This window comes from Stenotrophomonas maltophilia group sp. Smal13 (genome assembly GCF_030236855.1).
GTDB lineage: Bacteria > Pseudomonadota > Gammaproteobacteria > Xanthomonadales > Xanthomonadaceae > Stenotrophomonas > Stenotrophomonas maltophilia_A.
The window spans coordinates 20,742-47,074 of the sequence record NZ_JASJSQ010000031.1; the positions used below are offsets into that span (position 1 = coordinate 20,742).

17 protein-coding genes are annotated in these 26,333 nt (G+C 66.0%); 8 read left to right on the forward strand and 9 right to left on the reverse strand.

Annotation, left to right across the window (positions count from 1 at the left end; translation table 11 throughout):
- Positions 1 to 593: 593 nt before the first annotated feature.
- Positions 594 to 1,757, forward strand: coding sequence for an SH3 domain-containing protein (locus QRO95_RS12235; protein ID WP_285302661.1), 1,164 nt, complete (start codon positions 594 to 596; stop codon positions 1,755 to 1,757).
- Positions 1,758 to 2,039: 282 nt separating this feature from the next.
- On the opposite strand, the gene QRO95_RS12240 is transcribed toward QRO95_RS12235, so the two are convergent.
- From QRO95_RS12240 to QRO95_RS12255, 4 genes are all read right to left on the reverse strand, one after another.
- The gene (locus QRO95_RS12240; RefSeq protein WP_285302662.1) at positions 2,040 to 4,259 is read right to left on the reverse strand and encodes an AAA family ATPase; all 2,220 of its coding nucleotides are present in this window, start codon (positions 4,257 to 4,259) and stop codon (positions 2,040 to 2,042) included.
- Positions 4,260 to 5,057: 798 nt separating this feature from the next.
- Positions 5,058 to 7,313, reverse strand: a complete 2,256-nt coding sequence (locus QRO95_RS12245; protein WP_285302663.1) for a TonB-dependent receptor — start codon at positions 7,311 to 7,313, stop codon at positions 5,058 to 5,060.
- Between the two features lie 17 nt (positions 7,314 to 7,330).
- On the reverse strand, positions 7,331 to 8,551 hold the full coding sequence (locus QRO95_RS12250) for an MFS transporter (RefSeq protein WP_285302664.1): 1,221 nt from the start codon (positions 8,549 to 8,551) through the stop codon (positions 7,331 to 7,333).
- Positions 8,541 to 8,933, reverse strand: coding sequence for a hypothetical protein (locus tag QRO95_RS12255; RefSeq protein ID WP_223224697.1), 393 nt, complete (start codon positions 8,931 to 8,933; stop codon positions 8,541 to 8,543). Before QRO95_RS12255 ends, QRO95_RS12250 begins: the two co-directional genes overlap by 11 nt.
- Positions 8,934 to 9,060: 127 nt before the next feature.
- On the opposite strand from QRO95_RS12255, the gene QRO95_RS12260 reads away from it, so the two are divergent.
- Both QRO95_RS12260 and QRO95_RS12265 read left to right on the forward strand, forming a co-directional pair.
- Positions 9,061 to 10,008, forward strand: coding sequence for an AraC family transcriptional regulator (locus QRO95_RS12260; RefSeq protein WP_121504992.1), 948 nt, complete (start codon positions 9,061 to 9,063; stop codon positions 10,006 to 10,008).
- Positions 10,009 to 10,152: 144 nt separating this feature from the next.
- The gene (locus tag QRO95_RS12265; RefSeq protein WP_285302665.1) at positions 10,153 to 11,274 is read left to right on the forward strand and encodes a serine hydrolase; all 1,122 of its coding nucleotides are present in this window, start codon (positions 10,153 to 10,155) and stop codon (positions 11,272 to 11,274) included.
- Here the strand turns inward: QRO95_RS12265 and QRO95_RS12270 are convergent.
- From QRO95_RS12270 to QRO95_RS12280, 3 genes are all read right to left on the reverse strand, one after another.
- A complete protein-coding gene (locus QRO95_RS12270; protein ID WP_285302666.1) occupies positions 11,209 to 12,021 on the reverse strand; it encodes a hypothetical protein in 813 nt (270 codons plus the stop codon). The genes QRO95_RS12265 and QRO95_RS12270 overlap by 66 nt on opposite strands.
- A 3-nt stretch (positions 12,022 to 12,024) precedes the next feature.
- Complete coding sequence (locus tag QRO95_RS12275; RefSeq protein ID WP_285302667.1) at positions 12,025 to 13,440, reverse strand: XVIPCD domain-containing protein; 1,416 nt, start codon at positions 13,438 to 13,440, stop codon at positions 12,025 to 12,027.
- A gap of 119 nt (positions 13,441 to 13,559) precedes the next feature.
- Positions 13,560 to 14,666, reverse strand: a complete 1,107-nt coding sequence (locus QRO95_RS12280) for an SDR family oxidoreductase (RefSeq protein WP_285302668.1) — start codon at positions 14,664 to 14,666, stop codon at positions 13,560 to 13,562.
- A gap of 195 nt (positions 14,667 to 14,861) precedes the next feature.
- Between QRO95_RS12280 and QRO95_RS12285 the strand changes: the two genes are divergently transcribed.
- Positions 14,862 to 15,170 carry a hypothetical protein gene (locus QRO95_RS12285; RefSeq protein WP_004153470.1) on the forward strand — a complete coding sequence of 103 codons (309 nt, stop codon included), beginning with the start codon at positions 14,862 to 14,864 and terminating at the stop codon, positions 15,168 to 15,170.
- Here QRO95_RS12285 and QRO95_RS12290 read toward each other — a convergent pair.
- A complete protein-coding gene (locus QRO95_RS12290; RefSeq protein WP_285302669.1) occupies positions 15,148 to 16,203 on the reverse strand; it encodes a DNA topoisomerase IB in 1,056 nt (351 codons plus the stop codon). The two genes, QRO95_RS12285 and QRO95_RS12290, sit on opposite strands and share 23 nt — an antisense overlap.
- A gap of 111 nt (positions 16,204 to 16,314) precedes the next feature.
- Here QRO95_RS12290 and QRO95_RS12295 point away from each other — a divergent pair, with 111 nt between their 5' ends.
- The 3 genes from QRO95_RS12295 (at position 16,315) to QRO95_RS12305 (ending at position 22,869) form a co-directional block, all read left to right on the forward strand.
- Positions 16,315 to 16,704: an I78 family peptidase inhibitor gene (locus tag QRO95_RS12295; RefSeq protein WP_004133799.1), complete on the forward strand. Its 390-nt coding sequence runs from the start codon at positions 16,315 to 16,317 to the stop codon at positions 16,702 to 16,704.
- A gap of 175 nt (positions 16,705 to 16,879) precedes the next feature.
- Positions 16,880 to 21,334, forward strand: a complete 4,455-nt coding sequence (gltB, locus tag QRO95_RS12300) for a glutamate synthase large subunit (protein ID WP_285302670.1) — start codon at positions 16,880 to 16,882, stop codon at positions 21,332 to 21,334.
- Between the two features lie 89 nt (positions 21,335 to 21,423).
- Positions 21,424 to 22,869, forward strand: a complete 1,446-nt coding sequence (locus QRO95_RS12305) for an FAD-dependent oxidoreductase (RefSeq protein WP_285302671.1) — start codon at positions 21,424 to 21,426, stop codon at positions 22,867 to 22,869.
- On the opposite strand, the gene QRO95_RS12310 is transcribed toward QRO95_RS12305, so the two are convergent.
- Positions 22,855 to 25,263, reverse strand: a complete 2,409-nt coding sequence (locus tag QRO95_RS12310; protein WP_285302672.1) for an ATP-binding protein — start codon at positions 25,261 to 25,263, stop codon at positions 22,855 to 22,857. The genes QRO95_RS12305 and QRO95_RS12310 overlap by 15 nt on opposite strands.
- 167 nt (positions 25,264 to 25,430) lie before the next feature.
- Between QRO95_RS12310 and QRO95_RS12315 the strand changes: the two genes are divergently transcribed.
- Positions 25,431 to 26,297 (forward strand): methylglyoxal synthase, encoded by an 867-nt coding sequence (locus QRO95_RS12315; protein ID WP_277778872.1) that lies wholly within the window; start codon positions 25,431 to 25,433, stop codon positions 26,295 to 26,297.
- The last annotated feature ends 36 nt before the right edge of the window (positions 26,298 to 26,333 follow it).

A 26,333-nucleotide genomic window follows, 5' to 3' on the forward strand; every position in this document is an offset into this window, starting at 1 on the left:
TAAAGATTGGCGCCTGCGCCAAACATGGCAACTTCTACGGGAAGTTTGGCGCAGAATCGCAAGCCCCCGAGGGAAGGTCTTCGGTGTATCGCCAATCTTTCCGCAAATCATCTGCTAAATCTTGGCGTTCAGACACCTCCGGCAGGCAAAGCTCTGCGTCTCAGAGCACGTGCAATGAGCCAAGCTCCCGCCGCTTACACCGTTGCCGATCTGCTGCGTGCTACCGGGCTGAACAAGGACAGCCTGTAATCACTTTTCGGCCGCAAGCCCGAGCTCTTCTTAGCCTCCTTTGAACTGCGCCGGCGGGATCCACCTCCAGACTGTGTGCAGCCCCCTGCTTTCTGGGACAGCGAGAGTGCCATCGCACTCCTACAGGCAGTTATCCCCACGAGGCTGTCGCGTCGAAACCTTCTGTAGTGGCAACGTCTGCGCATCTCGGCCCCCGACCCGACTTATGCCTTCGCTGATTGGGCCACCCATTCATGATGAATAGGGCGCAATTGAGGACAATGACCTCCCCTGGAACGAAGAGTGCAGAGCGTTGCAGGCGCGGTTACCTGGCTAAGCGTCCATCCATGGGATCTGGAAACAGAATGATCAAAGATTTCTCGCATCTGGACACCATTGGTCAAGCGCTCGCGGGCTTGAACTTTGGTAACTCCTTTACTGCAGCATCGGCGCGGGCTGCCCGAATCGATCAGATCATTAACCGCTCTGGCGTCAATCAACTGGGCCGAATGATGGAGCGTTCGAGTGTCATTGACGTGGCCAATGCCCTGCAGAGATCTCGACCGGCCTATCTGGATGCCCTCGATCAGATTGGCTCTAGGACTGCCTTGCTTCAAAGTTTCCTGCCAAAGTCAGATCTTTCTCGACTTGACTCATTCGTTAATATCCAGAGCCTGATTGGGCAGCACGCGTCCAGCGACGCCATTGGCTCGTTGATGAGGACCATCCAAGGTTCGTCTGTGGCCACTTGGATCGCAGATGCCGAGGCACGCCGATCGATGGACATCGGCAAGATCATGCGTACCATTCTGGGCAAGCCCCCAGTGTGGTCAAACGCAGCGGCAGAAGCCGCCGATAGGGCACATGCTGAACTGTCGACATCGACCTTGGTTGAGCGCTGGATGGATCTCGCCTCTGCCAACGATCAGGCCGGCGAACAATCTCCGGACCTTGCACAGTCCACGATTGAATCTTTACTCGCGTCCAATGATCTTGCTCCCGAGAAGATCGGCCGCGATGTTGCACTGATTGCCGATGCCATCGAAGCGCTCCCGGCTATCCCATGGTCCGCGTCTAGTCAAACGAAGATGGAGCTCAAGAGCGAGATCCTCTTCTACCTTGCGAATCTTAACTTCCTTCTCACCTTTTTTCAGGTGTATCAACAGCATCTGGACAGGCGTGAACAAGGAGCGCAGCAGAGTGTGCAGGAGCAGCGACATATCGAGTCAATGGCCGTCCAGAAGTCGATCGCGCAGTCCATGGACAAGATCGCCGAGCGCCTTTCTCCGACCATCAATGGCGCCATAGTTGGTACTCAAGGACTGAGGGTTCGCTCGTCTCCGGGAAAGGGTTTCGTCGTGGATACCGTCTATCCAAATCAGTTGGTCGCCGTCACCGGGAAGCACAGCCGTTGGTTAAAGGTGAGCTACAGGAATCATGTGGACGAACGCGAGGTTGAAGGCTGGATTCTCAAGCAGTACGTAAAGACCAAGGACGCCTCAGCGGAATCTGCATCCTCTTTGAATTGACTCAGCGGTCTTGGCCACAGTCGCTTGGACGCATCCCATGCTCGGCCAGTCCCTCAGCCGTTCCTACAACGCTCTTACCAGCATGCGCACGCGGGTGGGAATGTTCTTGACCGTGGGCATCATTGCCCCGATGGGAAGATTCTGCAGCTTAGCGTGCTGGAGATTGGTGGAGACCACCCGTCCGGCCTGCACTGGGCGCATCCCCATGCATTCAGCTGTGAATTCAGCTCAGAGCACAATCTCTGATGTAGAGGCATACAGGCTCCAACCCCCTCCCAATTGCTACCGCGCTGCCTGCTCAGGCAGCCCTGCCATAACGCGATGATGTTCGGCGAAGCCAAGTTCATCAAAAACTGCCTTGAACTTGATCAGGCAGTAGCCAACGTCGTACTCACCGAAGTCGGTCAACGTATTGGCATCACCATGGGAGTGATGTGCCAAGTAGCGGCTTAGAGCCAGGAATGACCGGTCCTGCGCAGCTAGCTTCTCCATCGCAGTGTTGAACGACTCCTGCTGCTTGGTGAAGTAAAAGAACCGCTCCAAGATGCACCGCATTGCATTGGCTACAGTGGCAGAGCTCACCAAGTCCTGATAGGCGTCCTTCACTACCTGCCACCAGGATTCATAGTCATTCTTAAGATCTTCGATCTTCATAGGCGCAACCGCCGAGTATCGTTTCTTTACGACGCGCTGCAGTTGCAGGGAATCTGCCTTCTTGGTGATTTTAATGAGTTCATTGAGGAAGAAGAGGCTGTGTGTAAGCACAATCACCTGCTTCACCCGCTTACCCTGCGCGTTCTTCAGCCCGATGATGTCTCGAGAGATCGTAGCTGCAATGTCGTACACGAAATTGTGCGAAAGACTGGAAATCGGATCATCGATCACAACAATCTTCCTTTCCAGTGGAGAGGACGCGTTTGATGCGAACGAACCCGTGATCAGCTCCACGAAGTACAGGAACGTAATGAGGGTCTTCTCCCCCTCACTCAGTGATCCGTAAGTGTCCTGACCCTTGCCAGGGCGTACCAGCTGGTACAGATCGTCATTGCGGCGTTCGATCTTGAAGGAGTCGACACCCAGCGACTGCAGTCGGGCATTGATGGCGACGACGGCTTCTTCGGTTCCACCGCTGGCTGCACGAAGCTCAACTAGACTTAGCTCTGCTTGTGCAATGCTCCGTTGAAGATTGTCCTTCGACTCACGGATGGACTCCAATGCGTCCGCAGCTGCCTTTGCCGTGGTCTTGAAGAGCGTCAGGACGCCCTCGTTGTCAGCGCAGAGACGCATCCAGAATGCACTCTCGATTCGCTTTAACTCAGATTGTCGGCGGCTCAAGCGCCGATTGTGTTCATCGACGCGCTTGGAGACTTCATCAATCACACCATCTAGCAGGGCCATCAGTGCCTGGGTTGAGTGCAGTTCGATAGAGCTCTGTGGCGACTCCGACTTGGTCGCCATGCGCTGAGCGTTCTCGTTTAGAAGATGACTTGCGTTTGCCCAAGCGAGCCGGAGTGCGTCGGTTTCTGCCGCGAACGGCTCGGTCGCTAGAAGGCCGTTGATCGCCCCCTCGAGATTGGCGACATAGGTGGCATAGGAGGACGCGAGCAGCTTTGCCCGTTCTACACGCCTTTCAAAGCTTGCATCAAATAGCTTTGCAAGCTCTTGGCGGAAAGACGGAGGAAGACCTTGCTGGCAGAACGGGCAGAGGTCATGGCTTTGATCAGCATAGGGCCGCCCCTGACTGACCCAATCAAAATTGTCGATGTCCCTGATCAGCGCAGAAAGAGCACTATCGCTTGAGCCCAGGATGGGTTCGGGCCAGATCTCATCTTGTTCGATACGGTCAAAATTGGGCAGGTCGACGACAACCCGAGGTTTGGGCATCGCGTTGCTGTCGCCAAGCTCGATAAGCAACTGCTCGAGCTTCTCCAGTTCCGGCGGCTCACCATCACAGGCAAGCTTTGCCTTGGCTTGGAGCACGTCAAAGAAGCGCTGCTTGGAGTTGCCGTAAGGCACCCAAGGCTTGAAGGGCCCATCCTTTAGCGCGGTGTAGCTCTTCCATACTCCTCTGATGGCACTCTCATGGGCTTTGTTTGCCTCTATCTGGCGCAACTGCTCCTGCTCAGCCAAGCTATCGTACTGACCACGCCACGCAATGAGCTCACGCTCCAAGCCCTCAGCGGCCTCAAGGGCGGACGACTCAGGGTCACCAATGGTGAAAATTCCTGGCATATCGCTTCGGTTGCGGAAGTTGGCCTCGACGAAGTGGTCGTTGTAGACCAAGTATTCGTACTTTGTGTCTTGGGGAAACACGCGTACTGTGCAACTGGGAACAGCATTCTGACCGGTCGCAAAGCCCTGAATCACCTGGGCAATCGCGGATTTGCCCGCGCCATTGAGCCCATAGAAGTAGGCGACGCGCTTGCTTGGATCAAATGAAATCGGAGTGCTCGAGGCTGGATCGAAGCTGCGGAAGCCCTGAATATTGATAGTTCGTATCATGCCTCTCCCCCAGAGGTCGCCGTTCCCATGGCTGAAGCACTGCGGCGTACATCGCCAGTGCGCTTCACGTTATCGCCTACATTACAACGCGACAGCGGCCCGTGCATGTCAGCTCCATGTTCTGCGGGCGAACCCATGCTGATCTGCACCTCGGGCCGTGCCACGGCCACTTCATTCTGGCCAAGCCGGCATGTTCAGACGTCGCTGTTCTCACCAGCAGTTGGACTGACGATTGCGCTTGGGATGCTCCGCCGATCTACCGTACTGATCGACTTGGTAAGGGGTGCCCTCTCAGACCTGCGTCAGTCCGATGCCAGACCTGTCATTTCGTCCTGGACGTCAATCGGGCCGCCAGCCTCCAAGTGCGTTCGTACCGATGAGATCCCATAAATTCCATCGATTCGGCGACTGGCCGTTCATTGGGAGAACGCGGATCTATTGCCCGAGAGCGCAAGCGTGGACGCCGACGGGGTTGAGCTTTGGAGTACCCCACCTGCGCCGCTTGCTGGCCCAACTCATGTGCTCGACCCTATCTCGCTGTATCTGAGCGCACAGCCGCAGGAGATCCAGTTCTGCTGACTTGGGCCAGGCGACGTTTGATCTCCTTCTGGGCCCATCACAGCCGCTAAGCCAAGTCAGGATGGGCTAGATGCGACCGAAGTCCTGCGCCCAATCGCCAACGCCCCCGCCAAACCTTAGGAGTTTCAATGAATTGCGATGGAGAGAGCGATTTCCGCTTTGGGCGCGCCAAACTTTGATGGAAATCGGCGTCAATCTTTAGCGCAGTGCATACCCGGCTCAGTACTCCACCCGATACCCGATCGAGAAGGTCCGCCCTGCCGCCGGCAGGCTGGACATCTTCCCGTAGGTCGCCTCGGCCTGCTGGCCATAGACCGTGCGGTAGTCACGATCGGCCAGGTTGTAGATGCCGACACTGAAGCGGCCGCCTGCCAGCGGCAGCTCGCCGATCAGGTCGAACACCGCATAGCCGTGGACCTTCGCCGCCGGGGTAGCGCGGATGCTGGGACTGATCGCTGCGAGTGGTGCATCGCGCCAGGCACGATCGGTCCCGCCCACCACTTGTCCCTGCAAGCGCAGCAGGCTGTCATTGGCGAAGCGCCACTGCCCATGCACACCCGCCTTCAAGGGTGAAACGCGGAACGCATTGAGCTCACGCCAACGTCCGGCAGCATCGCGGTACTGGCCCCGGGTGCTGGCAAGGCTTGCGCCCAGCTCCAGCTGCGCCGTCGGTGTGTAGCGCAGGTTGGCCTCCACGCCCCACACGCGCTCATCGGTGTCGGCCACCGACACGCTGTAGTCGCGGTTGAACTGCACGGTCTTGTCCGAGCGGTTGTAGAACGCGGTCACCGCGCTCTGCAGCGATGCATCGCTGCGGCGCCAGCCCAGCTCATAGCTGTCGACCTTGATCGGGCCGACGTTGCGGCTGTCGATGACGAAGCTTGCCGGTACATCGCGCAGCATGCGCTGGGTGTCCGGCAGGCTGAAGCCCTGCGAGACGTTGGCGAACAGCTGTTGCGATGCATCCAGCCGGTACACCACGCCGGCATTGAACAGGGTCTGCGAGTGGCGCACGCGGCCGCCCCGCAGCAGGTGCGGCTGATACCCGGCAACGGCATCGGCGGTGATCGCTTCGGTGTAGGGAAGCGAGTCTTCTACGCGGTTGCGCAGGATCTGGTGGCGCACGCCGGCCTGCACGCTGAAGCGCTCACTCAGCGAATGGTCGGCCTGCAGGAACAGGCCAGTGGTATCCACGCGCACGTCCGGCCCCATCGCGTACTGCGCGGTGGGCTGGTAATCGAGACCGTTGCTGGCGATGAAGCGGTTGATGTCATACATCTGCCCGCGCTGGCTGTCCTGCTCGCGCTCGTGGTCCACGCCGTACGACAGCTGCAGGCTGCGGCCCGCCACGTCGAAACCCTTGTGCAGCGCCGTGCGCAGGCCCCACACATCGATATCGGTATTGGACTGCATCGCCACATAGGCGAAGCCACCGCGCAGTGCCGGGTGCACCAGCGTCGACACCGACGGGAACCAGCGTCCCTGCTCGTTGCGGTAATAGGCTTCCACGCTCAGTTCCTGCCCGCCCAGTACATCGCGGTTGCGGTACTGCGCATTCACTCCCTGGTGCCGGGTACGCGGCTGCGCCTCCAGCAGCAGGCCGGGCAGCGCCTGGTGGCTGGGCGTGAATGCTGGGTTGAACAGCGCAGCCAGGCGCGGGCCATAGTCGGGGCCATGATCACTGTCCTGCTGATCGTCGAACCAGCGCACGCCCACGCTCAACTGCTGGCTGTCCGTCGGTGTCCAGTCGAAGCGCGCATTGAGTTCGCGGGTCTCGGTGTCCTGCCGATCGGTCTGCGCGATCTCCGGGCCGACACGGCGGCCATGCGCATCCAGCGATGCGCCCTGCCGGCCATAGGCGACGCCGAACGCGCCACTGAACTGATCGCCGCGCACGGTCATGGTCTGCGCGGCGTTCCAGGCCAGCGTGTCACTGGACAGATGCGAGGGGCTGCGCAGGCCGAACTGGCTGGCCAGCTGCACCGGCTGCTCACCGGGCTGCAGGGTGATGATGTTGATGATGCCGCCACTGGCACCGGCGCCATACAGCGCGGTGGCGCCGGAGATCACCTCGATGCGCTCGATCATGGTCGGCGAGATGCTGTTGAGCTGGCGCGACCCATCGCGTGCGCCGGTCAATGGCACGCCATCGATCATCAACTGCACGCTGCGGCCACGCATGGTCATGCCGTAGTTGCTGGTGGTCCCGCTGGCCGGCGCCAGCGACGGCACCAACTGGCCGAGGATGTCGGCGGTGCTGCGCCCGGCAGTGATCTGCTGGGCAATCTGCTCGCGCTCGATGGCATACACGGTGCCGGCGATCTCGGCCACGCTGCGTGCGCCTCGCACGGCGGTGACACTCACCGCATCCAGTTGCCGGGTGCCAGCCGTAGCGGACGTATTCTGCGCCGCCAGCTGGCCACTGATGGCCAACGCCAGCATCGCCAGCGGAAGGGTTGCTGCGGTATGCCGCATGGTGTCCTCGTTGCGTATCAGGGGGAGTTCGTGGGTGCTGCGAAGCGGCGCATCAGCGGCCGGCACAGCAGCAACCCGAGCGCCGAAACTGCCGCCAGCGCGATGTAGTAGATGGGGTAGCCCAGGCCCTTGGCGAGGAAGCCAGACAACGCGCCGCCGATGAAATTGACCAGCAGCTCGAAGCACACCAGCAGGGTGAAGTCAGTGCCGGCCTGGGCACGCGAACTGACCCGCATGAACAGGGCATACAGGCTGGTCATCGCCACATAGCGCAGCGCCAGCAGCGCGATCACCAGCGCGCCCAGGCCCCACCATGACGACGCCATCGCACCGCTGTAAAGCATCAATGCCAGCAGTACATACAACACGGTGCGCCACCAGCCAGCGTGCATCAGCAACTGCTCGGCCCGGCGCTGCTTGAGCAGCCAGGCGGCGGCCACCGCAGCCAGCATGCCGGTACCGGCGCCGCCCACCGAGATCAGCAACCCGATCTCGGTCAGGCTGAACTGCTGGTCGACCAGCAGCGGGTTGATCATCGCCATGGCCGGCGCTTCCACCAGCCGGTACAGCACGATCAGCAGCAGCGCCCAGCGCAGTTCGCGGCGACGCAGCGCACGCAGGATGCTCGGCCGCGGCGCGTCGGGCCTGGCCGGCGTTTCGTTGATCTGCTGCACTGCCAGCAGGGTCAGTGCGCTCATTGCCGCCAGGCTCAGCAGGGCCACGCTCCAGCCGCGGGTTTCATACAGCCACAGCACGCCGGCGCCACCGATCATGCTGCCCAGGGCCACGCCCACGCTCTGCGCCATGCTGCCCAGCCGGTGCTCGGCCGGCGCCAGCGCCTCCACGGTATAGCCGTCGATGGCGATGTCCTGGGTGGCGGCAATGGTCGAGATCCACATGCCGACCAGCACGAACACGACCAGGCCATGATCCAGGCCGGTGAACGCCAGCACCAGGATCCCGGCCAGCAGCAACAGCTGGGTCAGCCACAGCCAGCTGCGGCGGCGACCGAGGGCCGGCAGATGCCAGCGGTCCACCAGCGGCGCCCACAGGAACTTCAGCGCCCACGGCAGGTACAGCAGCGACAGCATGCCGATCCAGCGTAGATCCACGCCCTGGCTGCGCAGGATGGCCGGCACCGCCACGTTGTAGAAATACAGGGGCAAGGCATGCGCCATGTACAGCGCGACGATCACACCCAGGCCGAATGGCGAAGCAGCGGCGCGCTCAGTGCGCATCGGCCTGCTCCAGGTGCTCGCCAATCCAGCGCATGCCCGCGCCGGCATCGGCGGTGACGAAGTACGGCACGGCCCAGGCCGCGTGCAGCGCCGGGGTGTCCAGCCGTTGCTGCTCGGCGGCATCGCTGGCGATGCGCACCAGGCCCCGGCAGTACTGCCGGAAGGCGGCCTTGTACTGCTTGTACCAGACCGCCTGCAGGGCACGGTAATCGTCGCAGAAGGTGGCACCGGGCGCGGTGCTGGCAACGAAGTAGAAGGGGCGGTGGGCATCGATCAGCGCCTGCACGCGGTCCAGCCAGTACCGGATCTGGTGCGCATCCACCGCGCCATGGAAGACGGCACGCAGCACCACCGCCTCGTTGATCACCAGACCCATCGCCATCGACCTTCTTGCTGAACAGGGGAAAGGGGCAGCGAGCCCCCGCAAATGAGAATAATTTGCAATACCATTGAAAGTTTAGGCGCGACGAAAGAAAATTTAGGCACGACAGCATTCGCGGGTGCCTTGCATGCAGGTCTATTCCTGCGCCGAACTGATGAGCGCCGCCCACGCGCTGGGTGGCCGGGTCGACTTTGAATCGGGCCTCCCCGATGCGCTGCCGGTGCTGGCCGGCTGGCAGCAGGTGCAGTCGATGGACAGCGGCCTGGTGCTCTACCTCAGCCGCAGCCAGGACATGGTCGGCGGCCGCAGCCAGAACTGCCTGCCTGCGGGCCTCACCGCCAGCTTCCTGCTGCAGGGGCAGGCCGAAGTGGTCATCGCCAACCAGCGCCTGCAGATGGACAGCCGCCGGACCGGGAGCCCGGCGATGCTGGTCCACCTTCGTGAGGAGGAAGCGTTCCAGCGCCATTGGCAGGCGGGTCGCGAGGAAACCAAGGTCAGCCTGCACCTCGGCCAGGACTGGTTGTCGCGCCAGCTCGATGGCATTGCATCGGCCGGACTCACCCGCCTGCGACTGAGCCACGCACGCAACCAGGCGTGGCAACCGCCTGCGCCACTGCTGCGGCGGGCCGCAGCGTTGTTCGGGGCGGAAACGGCGGAGCCGCCTCTGCTGGCCAGCCTGCAACGCGAGAGCTTTGCGCTGGAAGTCGCGGCCAGCGTGGTTCGATCCGTGATCGCCGAACGCGAGGCGCCTGCCCCCAGCGCACATCTGCGGCGTTGCGTGGACCAGTTGCAACAGTGGCTGCAGAGCGGCGAGGCCGATGGCCTGACCATCAACCAGATGGCGCGCAGGCTGGGTACGAACGCCGTTGACCTGCAAAGCACCTTCCAGCAGCTGCACGGCAGCAGCATCGCCGCCTGGCTGCGTGCACTGCGCCTGCAGCGGGCGCACGATGCCCTGCTGCAACGACGGGTGTCAGTGGACGTGGCGGCCAGCGTGGCCGGGTACGCCCATACCAGCAGCTTCAGTGCCGCGTTCAAGCGGCAGTTCGGAAGGTCTCCTTCCCGGATCCGCTAGCCGCAGCAGGCACGCCCCGCGCGCACAACCAGTACCTGCCACGCAGCGCAGGTACTGCTTAAACCTTTTACGCACCCGCTGCATCCGATCCTCGACGCCCCGCCGGAATCCCGCATGTTCCGCCCAACGCTTCGAGTCGTGCTCATGCTCATCACTGCCCTGCCCTTCGCCGCCATCTCCGCCAGCCAGGACCAGGCCAACGACCAGACCCGCCGCCTGATCCGCCAGATCATGCTGGAGCAGCGCATTCCCGGGCTGCAGGTCGCGGTGATCAAAGACGGGCAGATCGTGTTGTCCGAGGCCTACGGCCTGGCCAATGTCGAGAACGGTGTGCTTGCCTCGCGCGACACCCGCTTTCCGCTCAATTCGGCCACCAAGGCGTTCACCGGCGTGGCTGCCGCGCAGCTGGCCCAGCAGGGGCAGCTGGATCTGGACGCGCCGGCCTCGCGTTACCTGGATGATCTTCCGGCAGCGTGGAGAGACGTACGCGTACGCCAGTTGCTTGCGCATACCTCAGGCCTTCCGGACATCCTTGATGCGAACGGGCTGTTGGGCGGTGGCTCCGAAGCGCAGGCGTGGACAGCCGTCACTGCGCGGCCGGTCGAAGCCGTACCCGGGCAGCGCTTCGCCTACAACCAGACCAACTACGTACTGCTGGCACGGATCATCGCGCAGCGATCCGGCATGCCCTACGAACGCTTCCTCGCCACCCGCCAGTTCAGCAGCGCGCGCATGGCGCGCACCACCTTCGGCGACAGCTACGACCTGATCCCGGATATGGCGACGATGTACAGCCTGGCCCCGCGTGCCACCGACGCAGCCGATGCACCGCCGCGCCTGTCGCACTGGTTCTACGACATTCCGCCTTCACTGTGGGCCGGTGGTGGCATCCTCACCACCGCCGATGACACCGCACGCTGGCTGGTCGCGTTGACCGACGGGCGCCTGCTTCAGGATGCACCTCGGAAGAGGATGTGGACCGCAGAGCGCCTCACCGATGGCCGTGCCGGCCCATGGGCGGGCGGCTGGCCGGTGCTGCGCGCATCGCCCGACCTGCAGGTGGCCGGCATCGGTGGCGCGCGATCGGCCTTCATCGTCTACCCCGACCGCGGCGTGGCGGTGGTGGTGCTGACCAATCTGGTCGGTGCCAATCCACAGCAGTTCATTCCGCGCATTGCCGATTTCTATGCGCGCGCGGCCTCAACGCCCGCTCACGAACGGGTCGCCCTTGCACGGCAGCAACGGGCTGTCATCGCAGGGCCATAGCGCGGCGGGTACGGTCCTGGCCACTTCGAAGTGATCCTGGTTCCAGCGCAGGAAACCGCCGTGGATGGCATTGCCATGGTCGAAGCTGCGCGCATCGGCGGCCAGTGGCTGTTCGGGGTCTGCTTCGGCCACCCAGCGCAGCACCGGCACCTTGTCCAGCGCCCCGATGAAGGCGAACAGATCACCCGCGCCCTTGTCCTGGTAAGCCGTCATGGTCGCCGCGTCGGGCAGCTCGGCCTGCGCCAGCAACGACGCGGTGACATCCTGCAGCGGTGCGGCTCCCTGTGCGATGTAGGCGCGCATGCCCGTGGTGGTTGCCGGGCAGTCCTGCAGCTGCACCAGATACCCGGTGGTACCGCCACGGCCGGAGAACGACCGCATCCAGTAGCGGAAGCGCGGCCCGCTGCGATCGGTGACCATGAAATCCTGCTGGCCATCCTGCGCGGGAGTGGAAAGCACCTGCACCTTGCTGGCGCCCTCCACGTTGCACTTCAACTGCGCCAGCACCTGCCTGGCAGGTTCGGGCAGCGCAGCGTAGCGACCGCCGGGATGGGCGCTGCCGGAGGCATCTGGCAGTGCGGGCAATCCTCGATCAGTGGGCAGGGTCTGCGCAGGCAAGGTCTCCGGTTTCGCCGACGAGCTGGCGGTGGGTGCTACCGGCGCGACGCGCTCTCCAGCGGGCGCGCAGGCGCTGCAGGCCAGCAACAGCATCAACGAAACGCTCGGCATCAGGTGTGATCGGATCATCGCTCAACGCCCTCCCATCGCCGGCGCTTCCTGCAGGTGTGCAGGCGCGGGTGTGGGTGCCGCCTGTTCGCGCGATTGCTGCTGCAGCTGGCGCAGGCTGGATTCCACCGCAGTCTCGCGCACCTCGGCTGCATTGACCCCTGCGCGCAGCGCCGCAGGATCGCCCGGACTGCCCTGCACCAGGAACAGTGTCTCGCCCGCCGTGCGTCCAGCACTGGGATTGCTGGCCACGATCTGGTCGACCCGGGTGATGCCCGCGGCCTTCGCTTCGCGCAGCATCACCAGACTGTAGTCATCGGCATGCTCGGCGTAGCGTCCGCCTAGGGCCTGCAGGCGCGTGCTGATCTGCTGCTGCAGGGCATGATCGCGATGCTGCGGCTGACGGGGATCGTCAGTGGCCGCGAGCGGCACGTCCTGCCCCAGCTCGCGCGCCTGGCCGGGGGCAACCGAGGTCAGCACGTACTGCCAACGGTTCTGCCCGGGCGTGCCGCGCACCGTCGACACGAAGTCGTCGTACTCGCCGCCGCCGATGGTCTGGCAGCCGGCCGAATCGGTGTTGGAGCGGCTGCCACGATGGATCTTGAAGGTGTCGTTGAGGTCCTGCACGCCCTGGGTATCGCGCGCATCGAACCAGCCGTCGCCATTGCTGTCACGCTCCACCCGTCCGGCGCCTGCGGTGATCGCATCCTGCGAGGGGCGCAGCGCAAACTCATCGGGATGGCCATTGCGCGGATGGGTCGTTGCGCGCATCTCGGTGGTGCCCTCGCCCAGGCGCCCCAGGTCCTTGACCCGGTCGCCGTTGACGTCCTCACCCTCGGTCTTGGTACGCGGTGCGACGTTGCCGAAGCCCGGGCTGCGCGGCGTGGTCTTGGCATGGCCGTCGTACTGGGCAGTCGGCTCGGTCGTGGCCTGGTTGAACTCACGCACATGGCCGTGGCCCTGCGCATCCTTCCACAGCACCACGATGCGGTCGTCGTAGACGCCACGCCCGCGTGCCTCGGTGGTGCGGTTCTCGTCGCGCAGCCCCAGCACCACGCGGTCCTGCGTTGCCATCGCGTCATTCGCCGCAGTGTTGCCGCGCTGGGCCACGATGCTGCCATACACATCATACTGCTGGGCCTGGCTCAGCGCTGCGGTCTCTGCCGCATCGGGCATCCGCGGTGGCCGCGTCGCCTCGCCCAGACGATCCAGCATCGGGTTCACTGTGGCCGCATCTGCTGCGGCAACACCACCATTCCGGCGCAACGCCTCAAGCTCGGTGGCGGCACGCGCCGAGATGTAGCGATCCAGCGATTCCTGCACCACAACACTCTGGCCGTCGTGCAGGGCCTCCAGGCGGGCGGCGGCACCGCGCACGTCGTTCTGCCGCAACAGGGCGACGACTTCGTTGGCCGCCGCATTGATATCCATCTCGGGCATGGTCGGTCCTTGAACGTGAGCGGTTGGGAGTCAGCCTACCCCAGCTGCCCGACGGAGCTTTTGACACAGCGCACACCCCAGCACCTGCCCCATTCAGGCGGCACATGCCGCGCCCGGCCTCACCCCCGCGGCCCGCCCATCACCGGCAGGATCACCCCGCTGATGTAGCTGGCACAGACCGGCGAGGCCAGGAATACATAGGCCGGCGACAGTTCTTCAGGCTGTGCGGGCCGCCCCATGTCGCTGTCCTTGCCGAACTCCGCCACGTCCTCCGCCGGCTTGTCGGCCGGGTTCAGTGGCGTCCACACCGGTCCCGGCGCAACGCAGTTGACCCGGATGCCACGTGGTAGCAATTGGCTCGCCAGCGATTTGGTGAACGCATGGATCGCGCCCTTGGTGGCCGAGTAATCGATCAGCGCCTTGCTGCCGAAGATTCCCGTTTCCGATCCTGTGTTGATGATGCTGGCACCCTCGCCCAGGTGCGGCAGCACCGCGCGCGCCATCTGGATGTAACCGCCGATGTTGGTCTGCAGGGTTTCCTGCAGATGCGCGTCTTCCAGGTCTTCCAGCCGCTCGCAATGCAGCTGGAACGCGGCGTTGTTGACCAGGATGTCGATGCCGCCGAACGCCTTGGCCACCTGCTTGACCGCCTTGTTGCAGAAGCGCGGATCGCGCACGTCACCGGCGATCACCACGCAGCGACCGCCTTCGCGCTCCACGTGCTGGCGGGTGATGTCCGCGTCCTCGGCCTCGTCCAAATGCAGTACCGCCACATCGGCGCCTTCGCGTGCGAACAGTACTGCCACCGCACGGCCGATACCAGAATCGCCACCGGTGATGATCGCGCGCATGCCCTGCAGCTTGCCGCTGCCGGCGTAGTCCGGTGCAAGGAAACGCGGCGCCAGCTCCAGTTCGTGTTCATGCCCAGGCTTGGCCAGCTGCTGCGCCGGCATCGCCTCCGGTTGCCGGCGCGCACCGGCCTGGGTCGCGGTCTTCTTCGTTGCTTTTTTTGCCGCGCGCACGTCCTTGGCCTTCTCCTGGTCCTGCAGGCGCCGCTGCCGGGCCGCGACGCGCGCTGCGCGTGGGTCGCTGGCGGCCGCCTTACGGGTGGCGGTCTTCACCACGCGCGGGCGATCGGGGGCGGCGACAGTCTTGCTTGCGGTGCTGCCTTTGCGCACCTTGGTCGAGGCTTTGCGGCGGACGGGGGCTTTCTTGGTGGTGGCCATGCAGGTCTCCTCGGGAGGGAAAGGGGCTGCCGGCCAGCGGCCGGCACTACCGGGGGCGGCCCTTGCCGCTCCTGCAGTGTCTCCACCCACGCTGTTGGCGGCGGTGAGCGCGCCGTGTCCACGATGTGCACGGCATTCATTCCGCCACCACGTCTGACGTCGCACCCTGCACGCAATCAAACAAGGAACGCCACCATGAAACATGCCATCGCCACCACCGCCGTCTGCTTCGCCCTCGCCGCCTGCAGCAGCACACCGATGGCCCAGGTGCAGCCGATCGACGGCGTGATTTCCGGACAGTGCCACAGCGACATGGTGCGCGGCGCACTGGGCTTGGCCGCTTCGGACGCCACCGTGGCCCGCGCACGCGTGGACAGCGACAGCCTGCATGTGCGGGTGCTGCGCCATGACGGTCCGCGGGTACCGCCGGCCAGCGAAGGCGGCGACCGCCTGACCATCGAAAAGGGCCGCACCAACAACATCACCGCAATCTACTGCGGCTGAGCCTGCGCGCCCTGCGCAGCACGCGCAGGGTGGCCTGTTCCCACTGGCGCGGCCCGCGCAGGCCGGCCAGCGTGGCCAGTTCGCCGCGTTCCCAGCCGGCGAACACGCACGGGTCGATGTAGGCCTTGCGGCACACCGCCGGGGTATTGCCCAGCAGCGATGCCACTTCGCACACCACCGCGCGCTGCGCCTGCGCCAGCGCGCGCTGACTGGCCGGTTCCGGCAGTTCGGTGGCGGCAAACGCCTGCACCGCCGCCGCCGTGCCACCCCAGGTGCGGAAATCCTTGGCAGTGAAGTCCTCGCCCATCACCTCGCGCAGGTAGTCGTTCACCGCGCCGGAATCCACCGGCTGCAGCGCACCGTCATCATCGCGGTACTGGAACAGCGCCTGCCCCGGCAGCTGCTGCAGGCGCCGCACCAGCAGCCCCAGCCTGCGGTCGCCCACGGTCACCTCCTGCAGCTGCCCGGACTTGCCGCGGAAGCGCATGCGCACCCGGCCGCCGCGCAGCAGCTCCAGGTGGCGGTTGCGCAGTGTGGTCAGTCCGAACGAACGGTTCTGTTGTGCATAGGTTTCATTGCCGACCCGCACCAGGGTGTCGGCCAGCAGCGCCACCACCACCGCCAGCACTTTCTCCCGCAGAAAGCCTGGCCGCTTGAGGTCGCGTGAAAGACGCCTGCGCAGCGTAGGCAAGGCCTCGCCAAAGGCGATGATGCGGTCGAACTTGCCGGCGTCGCGCTCCTTGGCCCAGTCGGCGTGGTAGCGGTACTGCTTGCGTCCGCGTGCATCGCGGCCGGTGGCCTGCAGGTGGCCGTTGGCGTGGGCGCAGATCCATACGGCGGTATACGCCGGCGGAATCGCCAGCGCACGGATGCGTTGCAGGGTAGTGGCGTCGCGTATCGCGTGACCATCGGCATCGCGGTAGCTGAAACCCTTGCCAGCGCGGCGCCGGCTGATGCCCGGCTGGGTGTCATCGACATAGCGCAGGCCGGCCGCGCGCGCGGCCTGTCGTTCGGGGGTGGAGGGGGTTGGCATGTCGGTAGTGTCGCCGTCGCCATGCCGCGATCCTGTCGATAACACAAGACAAACACGTGAGGGCCGGTTCGCCGCTATGCTCGGGTCTTCACAACCCCTTCCGGAGTCATGATGTCGTTCCCGATTCGCGCCCGTTCGCTCTCCGCCCTGTTGCTGCCGGCCGTGCTGGCGCTGACCGCCTGCCAGGCACCGGCGCTGGATGAACAGGATTCGGCCACGGCCCACGCCCAGCAGGCCGCCGAAGCCGCCAAGGCGCCGGCCGACGAAGCCGGCAAGGCCACCGAGGCTCCGCCGGTCGGCACCTGCGATGCCAGCCAGGTGCAGAGCCTGGTCGGCCAGACCTACACCGACGCGCTGGGCAAGCAGGCGCAGGAAGATGCCGGCGCCAACCAGGTGCGCGTGCTCAAGCCCAACGACGTGGCCACGATGGAGTTCCTCGGCGACCGCCTGAACATCGAAGTGGACGCCAAGGGCGCCGTCAGCGGCGCGCGCTGCGGCTGAGTCCGGCCCCGCGCCGGCACTGGGTTGCCGGCGCGTTCTGTTGCACCTGCAACCGTGTATTGCGGCGTTGCAGCAACCTGTGATCTAGTCGAGGCATCCGGTGGCCTCACGATGCGCTCCAGGGATTGAGCGGGCTTGAGTGTCCCCGTTCAATTCATTCCGCATCGAGGTAGAGATGGCCCCCCGCAACCGCCAAGGGCTTTACGACCCGCGCTCCGAGCGCGATGCCTGTGGATTTGGCATGGTCGCCCAGCTCGACGATCAACCATCGCGCCTGTTGGTTGATACCGCCATCGCCGCGCTTTCGCGCATGACCCACCGTGGCGGTGTCGCCGCAGATGGCCTGACCGGCGATGGCTGCGGCCTGCTGCTGCGCCGCCCCGATGCGTTCCTGAAACTGCTGGCCAGCGAAGCCGGCATCGCGGTCGCTGCGCGTTTCGCCGCCGGCCTGGTGTTCCTGCCACACGACGCCGACGCGGCGCAGGCCTGCCGCGCGCAGCTGCAGGCGCAGGTGGAAGCGGTCGGCTGCAAGGTCGCCGGCTGGCGCGAGGTGCCCACCGATGACAGCGTCTGCGGCCAGCTGGCGCGCGACACGCTGCCGCGCATCGAGCAGGTGTTCGTCGACGCCGGCATCGGCCAGGACGATGCCGGCTTCGCGCTGGCGCTGTTCCTGGCCCGTCGCCGCAGCGAACAGCAGCTGCGCGAACACGCCGACTTCTACGTCACCACCCTCACCCCGGATGCGATCAGCTACAAGGGCATGGTGCTGCCGGACAAGCTCAGCCGCTTCTTCCCGGACCTGCAGCGCCGCGAGCTGGCCTCCAGCGCGATCGTGTTCCACCAGCGCTTCTCCACCAACACGCTGCCGCGCTGGCCGCTGGCGCACCCGTTCCGCATGCTCGCCCACAATGGCGAGATCAACACCATCGAAGGCAACCGGCGCTGGGCGCAGGCGCGCAGCAAGGTGTGGAAGACGCCGCGCTTCGATATCGGTGAATTCGACCCCGTCATCTCCATGCACGGCTCTGACTCGCAGAGCCTGGACAACATGCTGGAGCTGATGGTGGCCGGTGGCATGGAGCTGATCCAGGCGCTGCGCATCCTGGTGCCGCCGGCCACCCAGTCGCTCGAATTCAAGGATCCGGACCTGGCCGCCTTCTACGAGTTCCATGGGCTCAACAGCGAGCCGTGGGATGGCCCGGCCGGCATCGTCGCCTGCGACAGCCGCTATGCGGTGTGCACCTTGGACCGCAACGGCCTGCGTCCGGCGCGCTGGATGCTGACCGCCGACCGCCACTTCCTGGTCGCCTCCGAAGCGGGCGTGTGGGAAGTGCCGACCGAGCGCGTGGTGCGCAAGGGCAAGCTCGGCCCCGGCGAGATGATCGCCATCGACCTCAAGCGCGGCGACCTGCTCGACTCCGATGCGGTGGATCGCATCAACCGCGGTCGCGCGCCGTACAAGCAATGGCTGCAGCAGGGCGTGACCTACCTGCAGACCGAACTGATCGATCCCTCGCTGGTGGAGGAACCCTTCGACGAAGGCACGCTGCGCAGCTACCACAAGCTCTACCAGCTCAGCAGCGAGGAAGTGGAGCAGGTGCTGCGACCGCTGGCCGAGACCGAGCAGGAAGCCACTGGCTCGATGGGCGACGACACGCCGATGGCAGTGCTGAGCCAGCGCAGCCGTCCGCTCTATGACTACTTCCGCCAGGCCTTCGCGCAGGTCACCAACCCGCCGATCGATCCGCTACGCGAAGACTGCGCGATGTCGCTGTCCACCCAGCTCGGCAGGGAGACCAACATCTTCCACGCCGGCCCGGAGACGGTGAACCACGTCATCCTCAACTCGCCGGTACTGAGCCAGCGCAAGCTGCGCCAGCTGCTGAAGATGGACCAGTACGTGCAGGCCAACCGCCTGCTGGACCTGTCCTACAGCGAAGACGAGGGCCTGCGCGCTGGCATCGAGCGCATCTGTGCCGAGGCCGAACAGGCCGCGCGCGAGGGTATGGTGATGCTGCTGCTGTCCGACCGCTACCCGGTGGCCGGGCGGCCGATGGTGCATGCCCTGCTCGCCACCAGCGCCATCCACCACCACCTCTCGCGGCTGGGCCTGCGCTGCGACGTGAATCTCATCGTCGAGACCGGCACCGCGCGCGACCCGCACCACATGGCCTGCCTGCTCGGCTTCGGCGCTACCGCGGTGTACCCGTACCTGGCCTACCAGACCCTGTTCGACCTGGGCCGACGCGGCATCCTCAAGCTCAGCAAGGGCGGTGAGCAGTCGCAGATCGGCCGCCGCTACCGCAAAGGCGTGTACAAGGGCCTGTCGAAGATCATCTCGAAGATGGGCATCTGTACCGTGGCCAGCTACCGCGGCGCGCAGCTGTTCGAGATCATCGGCCTGGAACCGGAAGTCGTGGACCTGTGCTTCCCGGATACCGCTTCGCGCATCGGTGGTGCCGGTTTCGCGCGCCTGGATGCCGACGCACGCGAGCTGTGCGCGCAGGCCTGGGATGCGCAGCAGGACGTGGATGTCGGCGGCCTGCTGAAGTACGTGCACGGCGGCGAGTACCACATGTACAACCCGGACGTGGTGACCACCCTGCAGCGCGCGGCGCGCAGCGGCGATCCGCGTGCCTGGCAGCAGTACTGCGATGCCGTGCACGCGCGTCCGCCGTCGGCACTGCGCGACCTGCTGGAACTGGTGCCGGCCGCTGCGCCGACACCACTCGATGACGTGGCGCCGGCCAGCGAGCTGTTTCCGCGCTTCGATACCGCGGCGATCAGCCTGGGTGCACTGTCCCCTGAGGCACACGAGGCGCTGGCGATGGCGATGAATCGCCTCGGTGGTCGCAGCAATTCCGGCGAAGGCGGTGAGGATCCCGCCCGCTATGGCACCGCCAAGCGCAGCAAGATCAAGCAGGTGGCCTCGGGCCGCTTCGGCGTCACCGCCGAATACCTGGTCAATGCCGAAGTGCTGCAGATCAAGGTCGCGCAGGGCGCCAAGCCCGGCGAAGGCGGCCAGCTGCCTGGGCACAAGGTCAACGAGCTGATCGCGCGGCTGCGCTATGCGCGTCCAGGCATCGGCCTGATCTCGCCGCCGCCGCACCACGACATCTATTCCATCGAAGACCTAGCGCAGCTGATCTACGACCTCAAGCAGGTCAACCCGACCGCGCTGGTGTCGGTGAAGCTGGTCAGCCATGCCGGTGTCGGCACGATCGCCGCCGGCGTGGTCAAGGCCGGTGCGGACCTGATCACCATCTCCGGCCACGACGGCGGCACCGGCGCCTCGCCGGTCAGCTCGATCCGCTATGCCGGCGTACCGTGGGAACTGGGCGTGGCCGAAGCGCACCAGGCGCTGCTGGCCAACGATCTGCGCGGGCGCACCCTGCTGCAGACCGACGGCGGCCTGAAGACCGGCCTGGACGTAGTCAAGGCCGCGCTGCTGGGCGCGGACAGCTTCGGCTTCGGCACCGCGCCGATGATCGTGCTGGGCTGCAAGTACCTGCGCATCTGCCACCTCAACAACTGCGCCACCGGCGTGGCCACCCAGGACGAGCGCCTGCGCGAGAACCACTTCACCGGCCAGCCCGAGCGCGTGGAGAACTTCTTCCGCCTGCTGGCCGAGGAAGTGCGCGGCTGGCTGTCCTACCTGGGCGCGCGTTCGCTGGAAGAGATCGTCGGCCGCACCGACCTGCTGCGGCAGATCGAGGCGGCGCCGCGCGACGGCGTGCGCGTGGACCTGTCACGCCTGCTGGCCGACAGCCGCTATGAGGGCAGCCACTGTGCCGCGCAGCGCCTGTACGAATCGCCGGACAGCCTCGCCACGCAGATGGACGGCCTGCTGGCCCCGGCCATCGAACACAAGCGCGGTGGCGAACACCGCTTCCTGATCCACAACACCGACCGCAGCATCGGCACCCGCCTGGCCGGTGCGGTGGCACGCGCACACGGCAACCAGGGCATGGCTGAGGCACCGCTGGAACTGCGTTTCCGCGGCAGTGCCGGGCAGAGCTTCGGCGCGTTCAACGTCGGTGGCCTGCACCTGGAAGTGGAAGGCGAAGCCAACGACTACGTCGGCAAGGGCATGGCCGGCGGCCGACTGGTGGTGCGTCCGCCGCGCGGCGCCCGCTTCGAGGCACGCAGCACCGCGATCATCGGCAACACCTGCCTGTACGGTGCCACCGGCGGTGAACTGTTCGCTGCCGGTCGTGCCGGCGAACGTTTCGCCGTGCGCAATTCCGGCGCGCTGGCGGTGGTGGAGGGTGCTGGTGACCACTGCTGCGAGTACATGACTGATGGCGTGGTGCTGGTGCTGGGCAAGGTCGGCCTGAACTTCGGTGCGGGTTTCACCGGCGGGCTGGCCTACGTGCTGGACGTCGACCGCGATTTCGTCGACCGCTACAACCATGAGCTGATCGACATCCATCGCGTGTCCGCCGAAGGCTTCGAGAACTACCGCCAGCACCTGCACCGCCTGATCGGCCGCCATCGCGAGCTGACCGGCAGCATCTGGGCGCAGCAGATCCTGGACGAGTTCCGCGACTACATCGGCAAGTTCTGGCTGGTCAAACCGAAGGCCGCCAGCATCGAGTCGCTGACCGAAACCCTGCGACGCGCCGCGTAACGGTAGTGCCGGCCGCTGGCCGGCATCCCAGGATCACGTAGTGCCGGCCGCTGGCCGGCAACGTTCCCCCCCGCATTCCAGAGCCCGCCATGAGCCGCAAGCACGCCTTCCAGTTCCTCGACCTGCCCCGCACCATGCCGCAGCGCATTCCGGTGGAACTGCGTACGTCCGGCGACTGGGGCGAGTTGTACGGCAAGTTCGGCAAGGAGGACGCCCAGTACCAGGCCGGCCGTTGCCTGGACTGCGGCAACCCCTACTGCAGCTGGAAGTGCCCGGTGCACAACGCCATTCCGCAGTGGCTGCAGCTGGTGCAGGAGAACCGCATCCATGAAGCCGCCACGCTGTGCCACAGCACCAACCCGTTGCCGGAGGTGTGCGGCCGGGTCTGCCCGCAGGATCGCCTGTGCGAGGGCAGCTGCACGCTGGAGGAATTCGGTGCGGTCACCATCGGTGCGGTGGAGAAGTACATCGTCGATACCGCGCTGACCAGCGGCTGGCGCCCTGACCTGGGCGCGGTGCAGCCCAGCGGCCACAGCGTGGCGGTGATCGGCGCCGGTCCGGCCGGCCTGGCCTGCGCTGATCGCCTCGCCCGCGCTGGCATTGCCGCCGTGGTCTACGACCGCTATGAGCAGATCGGCGGCCTGCTGCAGTTCGGCATTCCCAGCTTCAAGCTGGACAAGGACGTGATCCACCGCCGCCGCGAAGTGCTGGAGGGCATGGGCGTGCAGTTCCGCCTCGGCGTGGAGATCGGCCGTGACCTGAGCGTGCAGCAGCTGCTGGACAGCCACGACGCGGTGTTCGTCGGCACCGGCGCCTACCGCTACACCGATGGCGGCCTCGACGGCCAGGACCTGAAGGGCGTGCTGCCGGCCCTGCCGTTCCTGGTACAGAACAGCCGCATTGTGGGCGGCGATGACCCGAAGGGCCGGCCGATTGCCGGCTGGGAAGACACCATTGCCCTGCCCGACCTCAACGGTAAGCGCGTGGTGGTGCTCGGTGGCGGCGATACCGGCATGGACTGCGTGCGCAGCGCGGTGCGGCTGGGCGCGGCCAAGGTCACCTGCGCCTATCGCCGCGACGAAGCCAACATGCCCGGCAGCGCGCGCGAAGTGGCCAATGCCCGCGAAGAGGGCGTGCGCTTCCTGTTCAACCGGCAGCCGCTGTCGATCGAAGCCGGCGCCGACGATGAAGTGATCGGCGTGACCGTGGTGGAAACCCGGCTGGGCGAGCCCGATGCCAACGGCCGCCAGAACGCCGTGCCGATCGAAGGCAGTGAATCGCTGCTGGAAGCGGACGTGGTGATCATCGCCTTCGGCTTCTCGCCGAGCGTGCCGGCGTGGCTGGCCGAGCTGGGCGTGGAAGGCCAGTCCAACGGCCGCATCGTGGCCGGCGGCAAGGACCGCCTGCCGTTCCAGACCGCGCATCCGCGCCTGTTCGCCGGTGGTGACGCGGTGCGCGGTGCTGACCTGGTGGTGACCGCCGTGGCCGAAGGCCGCGATGCCGCCGCCAGCATCGTGCGGCTACTGGCCCACTGAGTCCGGTACCAGCAATGCCGCCAGCAGCGCCCGCAGTGCGTGCGGCTCCACCGGCTTGGCCAGGAAGTGGTCGATGCCAGCCGCACGACAGGCTTCGCGGGTGCTTTCCATCACGCTGGCGGTGAGCGCGATGATCGGCACCTGCGCACGCGCCGGGCAGGCATCGGCACGGATCGCCCGTGCCAGCGCGAAGCCATCCATGCCCGGCATGTGGCAGTCGGTGATGACCAGGTCGAACGGCTGCGCCTGCCATGCTTCAAGCGCCGACCGTCCATCGGTACAGGCGTGGACCTGCAGCCCGAGCGCACACAGGTGCTGCTCCAGCAGATGCAGGTTGGTGGGATGGTCTTCAGCCATCAGCACGCGCGCCGCCGGCAATGGACGCTCGTCCGCGACCGCCGCCGCGGGCGCGGCCACGGGTGCCTCACAGGCATCCAGGTCCAGATCCAGCCACACCGTGGTGCCCTTCCCGGGTGAGCTGCGCAGCTGCAGCTCCGCCCCCATCGAGATCGCCAGCTCGCGGCAGATCGCCAGGCCCAGCCCACTGCCGCCGAAGCGCCGCGTGGTCGAGCGCTCCGCCTGGGTATAGGCAGCGAACACCGCCTGCTGGCGCTCCTCGCTGATGCCCACGCCGCTGTCGCTTACCTGCAGGCGCAGCCGCTGGCCCCAGTCACGTTGCTGCAGTACCTGCACCTGCAGTTCCACGTGGCCGTGCCGGGTGAACTTCAACGCGTTGCCGGCCAGGTTGAACAGGATCTGGCGCAGGCGCAGGCCATCGGCCAGCGATCCCGGCTGCATCTCCGGATCAAGCACCACCTGCAGGTGCAGGCCTCGGCTGGCGGCCACCGGCATCAGCAGCTGCTGCACCGCGCGCACCAGTGCCGCCAGGTCGGTGGGCCGCAGCTGCAGTGGTGCGCCCTCCAGGCGTTGGCTGTGCAGTACATCGTCGAGGATCTGCCGCAGCATCCGCGCGGCATCATCGACGGTGGCCAGCACCTGCTGCTGGCGCGCCTCCAGCCTGCTGCCCGCCAGCCGTTCGAGCATGCCCAGCAGCGTGCTCATCGGGGTGCGGATCTCGTGGCTCATCGTTGCCAGGAAGTGCGCCTTGGCCTGTGCCGCCTGCTCGGCCTCGCGGCGCGCTTCGGCCAACGCGCGGGTACGTGACTGCACCTCACTGACGTCGATCCAGTAGCCGCTCCACTCGACGTCGCTGTCGTCGCAGGACAACGGCCGCCCATGCGAGCGCACCCATCGCCAGCCCTGTGGCGAGCGGGTGCGGAAGGTGACGTCGATCGGGCCACGCGCCAATGCAGCCATCTCGACGCAGGCCATCACCTGGTTGCGGTCATCCGGGTGGACCGCGGCCAACAACCGCTGGTGATCGATCCGCGCGGTCTCCACGCTGATTCCGAACAGGGCCTGCACGTCCCCGGCGATCTGCGGAAAGCTGTAGTGGCCGCCCGCCGAACGACGCGCCTGGTAGACCACCGCCGGCAGGTTCGCGGTCACCTCCTGCAGGCGCTGCTCCACCCCTCGGCGGCGCACGCTCTCGCGATGGACCCGCCAGTAGCCGAAGGCATGGACCAGCGCCAGGGCGAGCAGGATCAGCGAGGCCGGCACCAGCCAGCGCAGGGGCGACGATGACGGAGCATTGCGCGGCCGGTCCGGCAGCCAGGCCGCGCGGATCTGATCGCGTTCGGTATCGGTCAGCTGCGACAGCGCCTGTTCGAAGCCGGCGATGACATCGGCGCAGGCGGGCGTGGTCGCCAGCACCAGGGCATCATCGAAACCGGCCGGCGCGGCGATCAGCAGTGCATCGCCCTGGTAGCGGCGCAACGCCGCCTCGACGTCGCCGAGGTTGGCGACCACCGCATCGATCAATCCGGTGCCCAGCAGCGGGAGTGCATCGTCCAGCGCTGCCGGTGGCAGCAGCTGTGCACCCGCTGCCTGCTCGGCCAGCAGCCCCTGCAGCGGCACCCGGCTGGGGCTGGCCACGGTGCGTCCACGCAGATCTTCCAGGCCCAGCACCGGCGGCGCATCCTCCCGGCGCACGATCACCTGCGGCAGCTGCAGGTAGGGCGTGCTGACCACCCATCCGGCAGGCAGTTGCGAGCGTGGCCATCCCAGCAGCGCCTGGGTGCCGGCCGGCAGCTCGTCCCGGTCCACGCTGGTGGCCGGCACGGGCAACAGCTGCAGTGGCCGTTGCCCGCCCAGCAGCTTCAGGTACGCCGCGCCGAGCCCCCGGGCTTCGCCCTGTTCGCTGGACGACAAAGGAGCACGGTCGGACGGCCAGGCGATGCGCAGCGGTGTGCTGCAGCCCGTGGCGGAGGCCGCGGCAGGCAGCAGCAGGCTGGCCATGACAGCAATGGCTGCCGGGAAGCCGGCGACATTCACGGTAGGCATCCTCATCTCGCGGGCGGAAGGAACGGCCGCGCTGCGGTACCGCTGCCTGCCACGCTATCGACGCCCGGGCCGACGGCAATGAAGAAAGTTGTAAAAGCATCCAGATGGGGGAATGCCGACATACACTGCCGCCTTCACCCGTACCTGCGGAGCGTTCGATGCGCATCGGCCTGGCTGCCAACCGTCTTCATCACCACGACGCGCGCGCTGCGCTGTTCCGTTGGCTGCGCAGCAGCGAGGCCGGCCTGCGCGAGCTGGGCGTGTCGCTGCATGCGGTCGGCCGCACCCATGACGCGATCGAACGGCAGGGCTTCCTGACCGGATACGCGGGCCTGCACCGTTATCCCTACGGACGCCAGGGTGGCCTGATGAAGCTGGTCGCCGAAGTCGTTGGCATGGGTCCGGATCGGACACTGGATGGCGCGATCTACCTGATCGACCCGGTCGATCCATCCTCGGTGTTTCCGGAAGCAACCGCGCTCAAGCGGCAGTGCGTGATCCACGGCAAGCCGTTCATTTCGACCGTGGCCACCGCACGCGACTGGGTGGAGGTGGAGCGCGTCCACGCCGGGCTGGCAGCCGATGCCGGCGCCGACGACCTGCATGCGTTCGAAGGCCAGACGCTGGCGCTGATCGCGCACGATGCGATGAAGCCGGCGATGCTGGCCTTCGCCGATGAGCACTTCGATGTGCTGGCCCGGTTCGGTGAGCGGGTGGCCACCGGGACCACCGGCCAGCGTTTGAACGAGCTGGCCTGGAGCCGGGGCTGGCCGCGTGATACGCCGTGGGTGACGCGCTACCAGAGCGGTCCGATGGGCGGTGATGCCCAGATTGCCGACCGGGTGCTGGAGGGGCGTTGCCAGCGCGCGATCTTCTTCGAGGATCCGCATGTGGCGCGCCAGCATGAGGCGGATATCCAGCTGCTGGAGCGCGCGGTGACGACGGTGACCGATCAGGCGGTGTGCATTACGGCGCCGCGGGTGGCGGCGCGGTGGGCGGCGGCGGCGGCGTTGCGGGCGGGGTGAGGGTTTCGGCCAACGGCTGAGCCCCTCGTGGTGGGT

Bases quoted from the DNA above. Each gene is read 5' to 3' on its own strand.
- QRO95_RS12235 (WP_285302661.1), top strand. From the start codon at position 594: ATGATCAAAGATTTCTCGCATCTGGACACCATTGGTCAAGCGCTCGCG.
- QRO95_RS12240 (WP_285302662.1), bottom strand. From the start codon at position 4,259: ATGATACGAACTATCAATATTCAGGGCTTCCGCAGCTTCGATCCAGCC.
- QRO95_RS12245 (WP_285302663.1), bottom strand. From the start codon at position 7,313: ATGCGGCATACCGCAGCAACCCTTCCGCTGGCGATGCTGGCGTTGGCC.
- QRO95_RS12250 (WP_285302664.1), bottom strand. From the start codon at position 8,551: ATGCGCACTGAGCGCGCCGCTGCTTCGCCATTCGGCCTGGGTGTGATC.
- QRO95_RS12255 (WP_223224697.1), bottom strand. From the start codon at position 8,933: ATGGCGATGGGTCTGGTGATCAACGAGGCGGTGGTGCTGCGTGCCGTC.
- QRO95_RS12260 (WP_121504992.1), top strand. From the start codon at position 9,061: ATGCAGGTCTATTCCTGCGCCGAACTGATGAGCGCCGCCCACGCGCTG.
- QRO95_RS12265 (WP_285302665.1), top strand. From the start codon at position 10,153: ATGCTCATCACTGCCCTGCCCTTCGCCGCCATCTCCGCCAGCCAGGAC.
- QRO95_RS12270 (WP_285302666.1), bottom strand. From the start codon at position 12,021: ATGATCCGATCACACCTGATGCCGAGCGTTTCGTTGATGCTGTTGCTG.
- QRO95_RS12275 (WP_285302667.1), bottom strand. From the start codon at position 13,440: ATGCCCGAGATGGATATCAATGCGGCGGCCAACGAAGTCGTCGCCCTG.
- QRO95_RS12280 (WP_285302668.1), bottom strand. From the start codon at position 14,666: ATGGCCACCACCAAGAAAGCCCCCGTCCGCCGCAAAGCCTCGACCAAG.
- QRO95_RS12285 (WP_004153470.1), top strand. From the start codon at position 14,862: ATGAAACATGCCATCGCCACCACCGCCGTCTGCTTCGCCCTCGCCGCC.
- QRO95_RS12290 (WP_285302669.1), bottom strand. From the start codon at position 16,203: ATGCCAACCCCCTCCACCCCCGAACGACAGGCCGCGCGCGCGGCCGGC.
- QRO95_RS12295 (WP_004133799.1), top strand. From the start codon at position 16,315: ATGTCGTTCCCGATTCGCGCCCGTTCGCTCTCCGCCCTGTTGCTGCCG.
- gltB (WP_285302670.1), top strand. From the start codon at position 16,880: ATGGCCCCCCGCAACCGCCAAGGGCTTTACGACCCGCGCTCCGAGCGC.
- QRO95_RS12305 (WP_285302671.1), top strand. From the start codon at position 21,424: ATGAGCCGCAAGCACGCCTTCCAGTTCCTCGACCTGCCCCGCACCATG.
- QRO95_RS12315 (WP_277778872.1), top strand. From the start codon at position 25,431: ATGCGCATCGGCCTGGCTGCCAACCGTCTTCATCACCACGACGCGCGC.